Below are 12129 nucleotides of genomic sequence, written 5' to 3' on the forward strand. Positions count from 1 at the left end.
TAAGACCCGCATTTTACTTATTTCTAACACCTTAGTTCCCTGCCGTTTTCTCAATTAAAAATGAGTCCCATTTCTGGAACTCATCTGCGTCTTTCTTGTTTCGGTTTTTCTCTCACCAACACTATTTTTGAAAGAGCCAAAAAAACCGCCTTGTTTAAAGCGGTTATTTAATATTTCTGCATTGAATAAACTTATTTAATCTGAGCGGTAGGAGCTGAACCGAAAATTCGTTTTATCCGTCCGGATGTAGGTTCTGGTAAACTCCACAATCCTTCCGCTGCGTTCACGCCCGGTGTACTCAAAGCAGAAAACAGCGGTTCTGGGCTCGATTTCCAGCTGTCCGGCTTCGCGCTGGGGACAGCCGACTACCATCAGCCGCTGGCCAAATTCCACCGGCATGTGGTTCTTATTGTTCATATAATCATACAGCGAAACCTGCCCGTAATCATTGAGATCCGCATCCTCAAACAGAGCCCCCGGGATGTAGGTGTACTCAATCGCCAGCGGTTCCTCATCCCCATACCGGACACGGTGCAAAGCAAATATCTGATCCGCTACGTCCAGGCGCAGCCGCTGGCTCATCGTCGGATAGCCTTGCACAAACCCATGGAAAATCACCTTGCTGGAAGCGCTCATGTCGGCTTTTTTAGCCCGGGCGCTGATCCCGTAGTTTGCTTCGCTGCCAGCGGTTCCCAATAACAGCTTGTTTTTCTTGCCGCGCACAAAGGTCCCCTTACCCTGGATCCGGTAGAGATAGCCGTCCTTGACCAGCACTTCGATCGCGTTTTTTACTGTCATCCGGTTGATATCATACAGCTGGGCCATTTCCCGTTCCGAGGGAATCATTTCATCAGGCAGATAGTCACCGTCTTCAATTTTTTTTATGATGCTGTCACGCAGCTGCATGTAGATCGGCGGTCTGTAATTCATGGCGCTTCCCTCCTACTTCACAAAGACAAAACGGTTCATTAACAGGATGTTTTCACTGTATTCTATCCGGCGGTTCTGGGTGTCATAGACAATCCCGTGTTCTTTGATCAGAGATTCACCCAGTTCCACCTTCAACAGTTCGCTTTCCATCTCATTGGCATGGACAACGCTGATTTCCTTTTCCGCGCGGTCCATGACGATATGATATTCTTTTTCCAGCACCGCGTATAAGGAGCAAAGTGAAAAATCAAATTTCTCCAGTCCCGGTACATATTCCGCAAACGTATAGCTTCGCTCAATCGCAATCGCCTCGTCTTCCAGTTTGCGCAGCCGGCTGAGCTGGTAAAGCGGTGTCGCGATCGGAATGTCAATCCGCGCGGCCAGCTTTTTGTCGGCTTCCATTTTGCCAAAATGAAGCAGCGTCACGCTGGAAGGCTTGCCCATCAGCTCCAGAATGTTGGATGTGGATTGAAACTCCTTCAGGTTTTTGATGATCCGGCGTTTGGCCACATAATAACCGCTCCGGTTCTTTGAATAGATATAGCCTTCATGTTTGAGAATCTGCAGACTGGAGCGGATCGTCAGCCGCTGCACTGAAAACTCATCGCACAGTTCTCTTTCCGAAGGCAGGCGGCATTCTTGCGGATATTGCCCGCTTTCAATTTGGGAGCGGATCTCATCCGCGATCAGAACATCCAGGGTTATCCCTTTCATACGTTTCACCTGCTTTTCCAAGGTTCCTACCATTTTTTTAATTTTATTATACCAGAGTTTCGTATTTTTTCCACCCGTGTGGAAATCTTCAGTACATTTTTGCGCGACTCAGGCTTCTGAACTTGCGTTTGTTTGTTGATTATCCGTCAGGTTTTTCAGCCAGTTTCCCTTTTTCAAAAACCAGGTCGCCAGGCAGACTTTGATCAAACCGGCGCCTTCCACAAGGCAGTAGGCAGGGAACAGCGGGATCCGGAACACCCGGGCAACCAAAAAGCTCAGCAGCACCGGCCCAAACCAGGTGAACAAGCCGTCGATGATCAGCACCGACTTCGTGTCCCCGCCAGCGCGCAGAATATAATAAACCGTGTTGGCATAGCCCTGGGTCCAGGCCAGAAAAGCCTTCGCCAAAATCAGCGCGGCAGCCATCGAAACATTCGCGGCGCTTAAGGAGAACCAGACTGGTGCCCAGCGGTGAATCGCGACCAGAATCACACCGCCGGCCAGATAAACGACCAGCGCAAAGCCGATCATGCGTTTGGCGTCCTGCTTGGCCTGTTCCAGCTTGCCCGAACCTAAGGCCTGGCCGATGATGACACCCACGGCTACCGAACAGCCGCTGAAGGCGACATAGACAAGATTGCTGATGTTGTCGACCACCGTGATCGCCGGAATGTACTGTTCTGCGATAAAGCTGTAATTAATAAAGATCATGTTCAGTCCCAGCGACCAGATCAATTCGTTTCCCATCAGCGGCAGCGCCTTGCGGATAACCGTCCAACGCATCGAAGAGGGCAGATTATTTTTTAACCGCAGCTTCAGCGCCGGCAGATATTTGCGGGAGGCATAGAACAAATAAGCCGCTTCCAAAAACCGCGCGATCATCGTTGCGGCCGCTGCGCCGATCACTCCCCAGCGCGGAAAGTGGAATAAACCATAAATCAGCAGCGCGTTTAAAACAATGTTGACCAGGCAGGAAATCATGCCGGACACCATCGGAATCGCCGGCCGACCCATGACGCGGCACGCCACGCTGATCATCGACGTGCAGGCAAACGGCAGCAGCGTCCACAGCAGCACGCCTAAATACGCTTCCGCATCCGCCAGCACCAGCGGATTCTGAACAAATAAACCGAGAATCGGCTGCGGGAAAATGACCAGAATTCCGGTCACCAGAATCCCCATCACACAGCACAAGCCAAGTCCAAAATTATACAGATCGGTAATCTGATCCTCCTGCCGCGCCCCCATGTATTGCGAGATGAAGATTCCGATCCCATTGCTTAATCCGAATAAAATCAGCTGATAAACAAAAAAGACTTTGTTGACGATCGCGACCGCGCTGATCGCATTCTCCCCGATCCCGCCGATCATCATCGTATCGCACAGGTTCAGCATATTCGTTAAAAGCTGCTGGATCATGACCGGCAGCGAGAGTAAAATTACCCGTTTTAAAAACGCCCAGTTTTCCCGCTTCATCCTGAATTCCCCCTTATTCAAGCTGGTTATGAAAGATATTGTAAGGCGAAATGACAATGAATGCAAGACGGCGGGAAACGTCCGCAGAGAATGGACGCTGTATTTTCGGGATCAATGTTGCAGCTTTCCAGAGAGGATCGCTGCCTTGCATCAATGCCTGAACTCAATTTTTCCCCCTGATTGACAAACTCATCGAAGCCCGCCATATCCCAGAGGGCAAGCACGATAAGAAGGGTGTCCGGCTTGTTGTCAAGCTTCGCTTTTTTCCGCTTTCCCGAATTTGCTTCCCTATCTCCGCAAATCCTGCGGCAGTTAAACTCGCCGATTGATTCTGATCGCTGTTTAACCATTTCATATTTCCTTGTTCTCGGCCGCTATCGCTTGCTGAATTCAGCGGTTTTCCCCCCTACGCCAATCGCAAGCAGCCTTTTAAATATGGGAATTTTTAGTGAATTCCCAGGGCTTTCTTGATCTTTCCGGGGAACTCGTTTAAAATAAGCCAAGTTGTTCGTTCTGTGAAAGCGAACATGAAAGGGGGATAAACACCTTGAACCACGTGTTAAAAAATATAAATAAGCATCGGCTTCGGATCGGAGGCTTGTGCTTGATGAGCGCGACGCCCTTTACCGCCGTCTTTCTGATGCAGTATGTCTACTGCGGCGATCCGTGGCAAATTTCCGCGTCCGCCTTTCTGGCCAACGCGATCTGCGTCGGCGTGCTTTATTATCTGCTTTGCGCCCTGATCCGCAAACCGGCCGCCGCCAGCGTTATGATCCACACGGCCTGCGCGCTTTTAGGCGCGATCAATTATTTCGTCTCCGTCTTCCGCGGCACGCCGGTTCTGCCCTGGGACCTGACGGCGCTGAACACGGCGCTGGCCGTCTCTTCCACCTATGATTTTACGCCGACCGGGCCCATGATCATCGCTGCGGTAGTTTTGATCGGAGCGTTGATCGTTCTCCTTCATTTCCGCAGGTTTGACGTACTGCCCCATGCGCTCTGCCGACGCTTTCCCCTGCCGCTGCGGCTTCTCTGCCTGACGCTGGCGCTGCTTTGCGCGGTCTTCACCTCTCCGAAAAACCTGGCCCGCTTCAACGTTCAGACAGATGTCTGGGATCAGCGCGGCGCTTATCAGAAAAGCGGAATCCTCGCTACCTTCCTGCGCAATACCGAATTCATGAACGTCGAAGTTCCTTCCGATACCTCCAGAGAAAAGCTGGATCAGATCTTAAGCTCCGTCTTTGCAAAGGCGCCGGCACTGACTTTGAATCAGAAACCGCATATCATCGCAATCATGAATGAATCGTGGGCGGATTTTGAAGAATTCGGCAATCTTCAGCTCAGCGAAAGCGTCATCGACGGTATTGCCAAGCTGGATAACGCCCGGTTCTCCCACGCCTATGCTTCCGTTTTCGGCGCGGGTACCAGCGCCAGTGAATTTGAGTTTCTCACCGGAAATTCGATGGCCTTTTTGCCCTCTGGAAGCATCCCTTATCAACAATATATTTTAAAGGATTCCTTTTCTCTGGCTTCCCAGCTGAAACAGCTCGGCTATCAAACGGCGGCGTTTCATCCGGGCGAGCGGAGTTCCTGGCAGCGGGATCAGGCTTATCCGCGGCTGGGCTTCGACTCGTTTAAAAGCGCAGATGAACTGGACGTTCCGATCATCACAGAACATGGCTATGTCAGCGATGAAACAGATTTTGATCAGATTGTGTGGGACTATGAACATCGCGATCCCGACAAACCGTTATTTCTGTTTAACGTCACCATTCAGAATCATGGCGCGTACACTGTCAAGGACTATCCGGCGGAAATTCGCCTGATGGATCAGCCGGGCGTTTATCCGATGGCCGAACAGTATCTGACGCTCGTTCACAAAACAGAAGACCAGTTTCTGCGGCTGACTGAATATTTCAGCCAACAGGATGAACCGGTGCTGATTCTGATGTTCGGCGATCACCAGCCTTCCGTGGAACCGGCATTTCTGGACAAAGCTTATGGCGTGGAAGACGGCACATTATCCATGGAAGAGTATATGAACAAATTTCGAGTTCCGTTTGTCCTCTGGGCTAATTACCCCCTGCCGGAAACAGCGCTGCCGGAAATCAGTCTTAATTTTCTGTCGTCGCTTCTGTTAAACTATGCCGGATTGGAACCGGATGCTTATGGTCAGTATTTACAGACTCTGCGCACATCGCTGCCGGTCGTTACCTTTGCGGGCTATATGGATTCGCAGGGAAATGCGTACAGTCATTGGGAATCTACGGATTTCACCGCTGTCCTTGAGGATTATCAGACCCTGCAATATGAGCGGCTGTTTGGCAGCGGTTATTTTCAGGATCAATTAACGGAAAAGGCCGAAACTTTATCCCATCCCTGATCCGGATCTTGGAAACCGACGGACAGAGAATAAGATTTTCGCTCAAAGATTTCCGTTTTATCTCTAATGCTGCTTACGAAAACAGCGGATTGCCTGACGGTGTACATAACGCCCGGGCAGTCCGCTTTTTATCTCTCATTTTCCTGTTTCTGATGAAGAAACAGGTAAATAGGGGAAGGGGAATGGCTGAAAAATGATTACCGCACGATGGAGCGAAGAGGCGAGTTAGAGCGGGTTCAATGAAGACTTCAATTTTTCATCTGCACAAAAGCAAAAAGAAGCGAAATTCAATCCGCTCCTTTTCCCGTGTTCTTTCTTAAACTTGAGGAAAGATAAAAAGACAGGGGTACGAAGTTTTGATAACGCTTCATACCCCCTGCTTCTTTGCATGAAAATTTCAGGTCTGCCCTAAGCTGAGGAAGAACCTTTTCCTGATCCTGATTCTTTTTTGGCAAGCTCTGCCCTTTCAGCACCCTGCGCCTGAAAGCAGGCTCCCTGCCGCAGATTTCTGCATTCCAACAGTTTGCGTGAAATCCTGATTTTGATGAATCGAGATTGTTTATTTCACCGCAGCCAGCCGTTCGTTCAGCGCCGTTTTCGCCGCTTCATCGCTCAGTTTTTCAACCAGCCGTTCGGCCTGACTCTTCACGGCGGCCGAGCCGGTCTTTTCCACACGGCTGACCAGCAGATCCATCAAGGCTTGCAGCGATTGTTCGTCCGCCGCGTTCTGATAGCCTTCGTCAGTTTCGATCAATGTCAGCTTGTTCGCAACCATCTGCGCCAACAGGGAATCGATGCTGTCCATGGATGTCGGATTCAGTGCGTCATAAGCAAGCGTCGCCACACCGCCCAGGGTTCCGCCGATGAAATGGTTGCCATAGAAATAATTCGGATTGACCGTCGGATCGACAACCGGACTGTTGATCTTGTTGGACAGCCAGATGACGATCATATCATTTTCCGGGTCGATTAAACTCAGTGTACCTGTCCAACCGGTATGACCATACGTTGAAGCTCCGGCCTGTGGTCCGAAATACCAGCTGTAACCATGATCGCCCATGCGCCGCCAGCCTAATCCATAGGTCTGGCTTGTGAACTTCGGCTTGGTGAATTGATCAATCGTCTGTTTCGAGAACAGCTTGACATCGCCATAACCGCCCTGGTTCAGCATGACCTGCGCTAAGCGCGCCAGATCCTGCGCGTCGGCAAACAGACCGGCATGACCGGAAACACCGTTCATCGCATAGAAAGCTTTTTCATCATGGACTTCGCCCTGAATCGTATCGGTACGGTTAACCGTAAACGAAATCGCGCCGTCGCGGGAATTGCCGTTCAGCTCGGTTGCCGCGCACTGGTCTTTTTCAAATCCCTTCTGCAGCGGATTGAAGACGATGTGATCGAGGCCCAGCGGCTTGTAGATATTTTCTTCGACAAAGACATCGAGATCCATGCCGGTAACCTGTTCGACGATCAGTCCCAGAAGCATGTAGTCGACATCAGAGTATACGGTCTTGCTTCCCGGCTCATACTGCAGCGGAGTCTTCAGTATCATTTCCCTGGTCGTGGCTTTTTCCACTGAATACAGATCGTTGACGCCGTTGACAATTCCATCATCCTTGTCGTAGGTATCGTTATGATACTGCGGATCGGCCGGGAATCCGGCCTGATGTTCCAGAATGTTCTGGAGAGTCATCGTGTCCTTGCCCCGGATGGCAGCGCCTGCTTCATCCTTGAATTCCGGGAAATAGCTTTGAATCGTATCGGTAATGTTGACCTTGCCTTCGCTGACCAGCATTTGCAGCGCATAGTTGGTCGCGTACATTTTGGTGTTGGACGCTAAATCATATAAGGTTTCCGGAGTGCTTGGCACCGGATTTTCAATCCGCGTTCCATCCTGATTGTAGGAATTGGCATAGCCGTAAGCCGTGTTTTTGATCATCTTTCCGTCTTTGATGATGACCAGCTGACCACCCGGGAATCCATATTCCACTTCCTTGTTCAGCAGATCGTCAATAAAGCTGAGCTTCTCGCTGCTGAAGCCGACTTCCTCCGGTGTCCCTTCGATCACCGTCGGATAGTCAACTTTAATATTGACGCTTGCGGTTTCCGGAAGAATGTTGGTTACCTGAATCGTGTTGATCTCGTTGGTTGCCAGAGCCGAGAAATCGACCGTGAAGGCTTTCCCCGCAAATTCGCTGTGATCGACGGCTGTTCCGTTGATGAACAGATCGAAGCTTTCCGCTCCCTTCGGCGTCACGGAAACCTGGCCTTGTCCGGCATACGTTTTGATTGTTGTCAGATTGTTCATCGCCAGCGTGTCGTCCAATCCCTCCAGCGGATAGGTGACATCTGCCTGAACGCCTTTAACGCTGACGCCTTCGCTCAGCGTAACGCCGCGCGTTTCATTCGTCTGCGCCGAAGGCTGGCCGGCGGATGACGAGTTGTTTGCGCTGCAGCCTGCCGCCGTGGTGGCTAACACGGCAGCCAGGACTAAAATCATCAGTTTTTTCATCCTTGTTCCTCTCTTTCGACGATCTCTTTCCAGAGATTTCCTTTTCGACTCTTCCATCATAGCAGGATCTGGTCAGACCAGTCAAGAGAAAATGTGAAGCGCTTACAAACTTGTTTTTTCACAAATAAAAATCTGTCCAGAAGCATCGCCCGGAACAGATTTCAGTTTTTTTTGATGATTTTTCAAAATCCACAGCCCTTCACGGCTGACGCCTATGAGTCAGGATCAAACGTAATATTCAAGCTTTACGCTTGGATTTAAGACTCATTATGCCTGGTTGTGACTTGAATTCCAGATAAACTTCGAAAGGGATAGAAATAAAATCAGGAATCATGCGGCTATCAGGATCTGTTGGCGATCGCCTTGACTTCCTGATTTGTTTTTGCCGATTCAGCCCAGCTGAGCCAGAATTGCCAGTATTTCCGGCAGTTGTTTTACAAAATAATGGGCTTTCGACTGATCCATCGGGAATCGTTCGCCCTGCCGGGCAATTACCGTCATTCCTGCCGAGACGCCCGCCTGGATCCCATACGGCGAATCCTCCACAACGACGCATTGCCGCGGATCCAATTTCAATTTCTCCGCCGTGAACAGATAGATTTCCGGATTCGGCTTCGATTCTTTAAACATTCCGCCGGAGGTGACCAGTTCAAAATAAGGATACAGACCGGTGTCCGACAACATCTTCTCAATCATGGCAAACGAACTGGAAGACGCCAGCGCCAGTTTCTTTCCCTGCGCCTTCAACGCTTTCAACGTCTCTTCCACTCCCGGAAACAACAGCGCCTGATAATCTTCAATTCGCTGCGCATGGCGATATTCCCGCATCCCGACCATGAATTCGTCATACGGCTGCGGCAGTTCAATGCCTTCCAGAATTTTCGGCCACAGGTTCATCTTGCCATTCGCGCCGACCAGCAGATTTAATCGCTGCGGCGGCAGATCCACCTTCATCGCTCTGAAATATTCCATCAGTCTATCCTGATAATACTGTTCCGAATCGATCAGAACCCCGTCCATATCGAACACAACCGCTTTGATCTGCGTCATGTCATCACCCTCTCAATCGCTTCTAGTTTAGCGGATTTCCCAACCAGAGTAAAGGATTATTCCCCTTCCTTTATGGTCTTGTTATGAATTTCGTCGATCAATTCAAAATAATCTGCCCAGCGCTCTTCACGGATTGGCATCGGCGGTTCGTTGTCAAAGTAGAGCACCAGCGCCGGAGCAATCTGATTCCATCGCTCGACCAGTTCAAAATGGGTGCAATGTCCCTGACGGATCAGACGCATCGCTTTGGCATGATAATTAAAGTACATTGCGCAAATCCTCCCTTATCCGCTATTCTTTCCTGAATTCTGCCGCTTATCCCTTTTGCCGCTACCCCAATTCCGGTCCCCGCCTTGTCCTGCGCCCTTTTCTATGGTAGAATTCCCGTTGTACAATCGCAATTTCATGCAAATTCACGCAGAGAGGAGCATTTTATGTTAGAAGAACGTTTTTTCACAGCCGGAAAAGCCCTGAAATTGATTTTCATCGGTCAGGTCATCGCGCTGTTCGTCAGTTTGCCCAATGTGGGAAATCTCATCAGCTTGATCGCCGGAATTACCATTTTAGTCGGTATTGTCAAAATCCGCAAAGCGGATGCTTTATATAACCGGGCTTTTATCATGGTTCTGTGCAGCTTGGGCTGCAGTCTGGTTCTGTCTATGGCGACAGTTTACTTTTCCAGCCTGTATGCCGATGGAAATCTCGGCGCGGCTCAAACCTTTATGATCGTGGCGCTGATCCTGTCTGTCGTCGCCGCCGTGTTTGGATTTCTTCAGAATTTCTTCATCATCAAGGGAACGACGAAATTCCTGGGTGAACTGCAGGAAGAAGCGCTGGTCAAGCATGGGGAAACAACCTGGAAATTGATGATTATCAGCTATGGGCTCAATATTCTGTTTTCCGTCTTACTGCTGTTTGTATCCGATTGGTCCAGCGTCCTGTCGCTTGTCAGCAACGTCGTGAATATGGCGATCACCTTCGTTTACATCCTGTTCTTATACCGCAGTGAAATCCGGCTGTTAGCGGACTCCAAAACGGCAGACTAAACCGGAATCAGATTACAAAGTTCAGATTTATTTAAAATAAACGCGTTCATCCTGTCAGTTCAGGGGTGAACGCGTTTTACTTCAGGCTTTTACCGGATCGGCGTTTCAGCCTGACTGATGTGGATGGATTCTGCGTTGGCCTTTTCCTCTGTATTCATTCCCGATGGCCTGAATTTTGTGTCGTCATTAACGAAAACCGGTTTTGCGACGGAATTCTCCTCAGTTTTCAACATGGCAATCATTTCCGGCAGCTGTTCTTTTGTCCGCCAATACCAGGCGCCAATCATGAATAACATGACCGCCGTTACGATCAACCCGCCTTCTGGTCCGAAGGTTCCGCCATTAAGCAGGGAATTGCCTTTCATATAGGTTGTCAGCAGACCGCTTTCCTGACCGCCGCTGACAGAAAAGCCGTAAATTGGTCCCTGGAAGAAATTCCAGAAAATATGAAAACCGATGGCCGAATACAGGTTGCCGCTGGAAAGTGTGATCAGCGACAGAAACAAGCCGATCAGAAAGAGATTGAGATAGGGAAGCCACCCGATCCCCTGATTCGCTGAGTGAAGCAGCGAAAAGATCAGGGAAGGCACCAAAATGATCAGCCCTGGATTGTGTGTCTGCCGCATAACGCCCTGAATATAGCCGCGGCAGATGATTTCTTCCGAATAGCCAATCAGAATATACAGGAAGAACATGATCAGCAGCGAAGGTGAGCCTTGGGGAATCCAAGTCAAAACCTGTGCGCTGTCCGTGACTATGAGAAGCAGAAAAACTAACGTCATGGAGCCAGCGCCCATCGCCAGTCCTTGTCTCATTGTCCTTCTCTGCTTCGCCAGCGGCGGAAGTCCCAGCGACGCCTTATCCTTTTTCAGCACCTTCGTCCATAACAGAATCGGAATCGTGATCATAACGATCGTCTGTAAGAACATCATGGAACTGTTGATGATCGCTGCTGTCTGAAAAGCCAGCGGCGTCGCGGCCGCAGTCGTCGGATCCAGATTCCCGGTTGTGGTCATGATAAACACAAATCCAAACTGAATGAGAAACATAAGAAGAAACAAAACGCCGAAAACCGTTCCCAGCATTCCTGCGATTTTCCAGCCGGAACGAAGTTCTCCATTTTTATTTTTAAACACAGTATCCCTTCTTTCCGGTTCATGATAGGAGTATATCATGATTCAATCCTGGCAACTCTTAAATCTTATTAAAGTTTTTGTGAAAAAACTATGTCTGCTTTAGTCCGGATATTTAAGATCTTATCGAAGAGCCTCTCATTCAGTTGAACTGTTGAACTGAACCAGACTGTGTTTTTTAACGGGGTATCAAAAATTGAATACCAACCCACATATCTAAACGGTATGTCCTCATGAATACGATACATCTTGCCTGCTTTACCGCTATTGTTTAAGTTATGAAATATAACGGTACAGACAAAATAAAATTTTTAAAGTATTTCTCCGATTTCTCTATAAGCTTCCGACTCTGGAAACTCGTTTAAATTGATTTTTCGCTCTCTTCTTTGGCTTACAATCTGACGAACCTGTTCTGCCAGATCTTCGGATGTCTTGATCATCTCATACCGCTCCGATAATATCAGCAACTCATCACCATTTAACTGTTGAAGCAAATCTGTTTCTTTTTCTCCGATCGAAATCTGGAAGCTCAACATCTGTCGAAGCATCATTCTTTGTCTTGCTTCCCCTTTACGTTCCCCTTGCTGTCTGCCTATGCGCTCCCCAATGCATTCCCCGATCTTCTTCCCTAACCGCTGCCCTTTTTCGTAAATCTTCTGTTCGTCAATTTCATCAAACCGTGTCCTCATCAATGCGATGTCCAAGCTTGTACTTCTCAAAAACTCCATCCGCTGTTCTTCTGTCATTCTGATCATTGGAATCACCTCTGAAGATAGTTTTAAACCGTGGCCGCCAGCTTAGACTGTGGGATGGCATTCGTCCTTTGATTCACAATCTGACGAACCTGTTCTGCCAGATCTTCGGATGTCTTGATCATCTCATACC

11 protein-coding genes are annotated in these 12129 nt (G+C 49.2%); 2 read left to right on the plus strand and 9 right to left on the minus strand.

The window, feature by feature from the left end:
• Positions 1 to 195: 195 nt before the first annotated feature.
• From AC5OW4_RS11965 to AC5OW4_RS11980, 4 genes are all read right to left on the minus strand, one after another.
• A complete protein-coding gene (locus AC5OW4_RS11965; RefSeq protein ID WP_493677005.1) occupies positions 196 to 930 on the minus strand; it encodes a GntR family transcriptional regulator in 735 nt (244 codons plus the stop codon).
• 12 nt (positions 931 to 942) lie between these two features.
• Entirely contained in the window at positions 943 to 1644 is a 702-nt protein-coding gene (locus AC5OW4_RS11970) for a GntR family transcriptional regulator (RefSeq protein WP_295770999.1), read from the minus strand.
• Positions 1645 to 1752: 108 nt separating this feature from the next.
• The gene (locus tag AC5OW4_RS11975) at positions 1753 to 3120 is read right to left on the minus strand and encodes an MATE family efflux transporter (RefSeq protein WP_493677006.1); all 1368 of its coding nucleotides are present in this window, start codon (positions 3118 to 3120) and stop codon (positions 1753 to 1755) included.
• A gap of 26 nt (positions 3121 to 3146) precedes the next feature.
• Positions 3147 to 3470 (minus strand): hypothetical protein, encoded by a 324-nt coding sequence (locus AC5OW4_RS11980; RefSeq protein ID WP_195397193.1) that lies wholly within the window; start codon positions 3468 to 3470, stop codon positions 3147 to 3149.
• Positions 3471 to 3727: 257 nt separating this feature from the next.
• On the opposite strand from AC5OW4_RS11980, the gene AC5OW4_RS11985 reads away from it, so the two are divergent.
• On the plus strand, positions 3728 to 5503 hold the full coding sequence (locus AC5OW4_RS11985; RefSeq protein WP_195548188.1) for an LTA synthase family protein: 1776 nt from the start codon (positions 3728 to 3730) through the stop codon (positions 5501 to 5503).
• A gap of 559 nt (positions 5504 to 6062) precedes the next feature.
• Here AC5OW4_RS11985 and pbp4b read toward each other — a convergent pair.
• The 3 genes from pbp4b to AC5OW4_RS12000 all read right to left on the minus strand — a co-directional run bounded on the left by pbp4b (position 6063) and on the right by AC5OW4_RS12000 (position 9334).
• The gene (gene pbp4b / locus AC5OW4_RS11990; protein WP_159432817.1) at positions 6063 to 8015 is read right to left on the minus strand and encodes a penicillin binding protein PBP4B; all 1953 of its coding nucleotides are present in this window, start codon (positions 8013 to 8015) and stop codon (positions 6063 to 6065) included.
• Positions 8016 to 8405: 390 nt separating this feature from the next.
• The gene (locus AC5OW4_RS11995) at positions 8406 to 9065 is read right to left on the minus strand and encodes an HAD family hydrolase (RefSeq protein WP_072685268.1); all 660 of its coding nucleotides are present in this window, start codon (positions 9063 to 9065) and stop codon (positions 8406 to 8408) included.
• Positions 9066 to 9121: 56 nt separating this feature from the next.
• On the minus strand, positions 9122 to 9334 hold the full coding sequence (locus tag AC5OW4_RS12000) for a thermostable hemolysin delta-VPH (protein ID WP_072685267.1): 213 nt from the start codon (positions 9332 to 9334) through the stop codon (positions 9122 to 9124).
• A gap of 165 nt (positions 9335 to 9499) precedes the next feature.
• Here AC5OW4_RS12000 and AC5OW4_RS12005 point away from each other — a divergent pair, with 165 nt between their 5' ends.
• Positions 9500 to 10111, plus strand: coding sequence for a hypothetical protein (locus AC5OW4_RS12005; protein ID WP_072685266.1), 612 nt, complete (start codon positions 9500 to 9502; stop codon positions 10109 to 10111).
• 89 nt (positions 10112 to 10200) lie between these two features.
• Here the strand turns inward: AC5OW4_RS12005 and AC5OW4_RS12010 are convergent, their stop codons facing one another.
• Together AC5OW4_RS12010 and AC5OW4_RS12015 are read right to left on the minus strand one after the other, a co-directional pair.
• Positions 10201 to 11247 (minus strand): CPBP family intramembrane glutamic endopeptidase, encoded by a 1047-nt coding sequence (locus AC5OW4_RS12010; RefSeq protein WP_072685265.1) that lies wholly within the window; start codon positions 11245 to 11247, stop codon positions 10201 to 10203.
• Positions 11248 to 11555: 308 nt separating this feature from the next.
• Positions 11556 to 11999: a hypothetical protein gene (locus AC5OW4_RS12015; protein WP_195397189.1), complete on the minus strand. Its 444-nt coding sequence runs from the start codon at positions 11997 to 11999 to the stop codon at positions 11556 to 11558.
• Positions 12000 to 12129 lie beyond the last annotated feature (130 nt).

This window comes from Holdemania sp. (assembly GCF_986127675.1).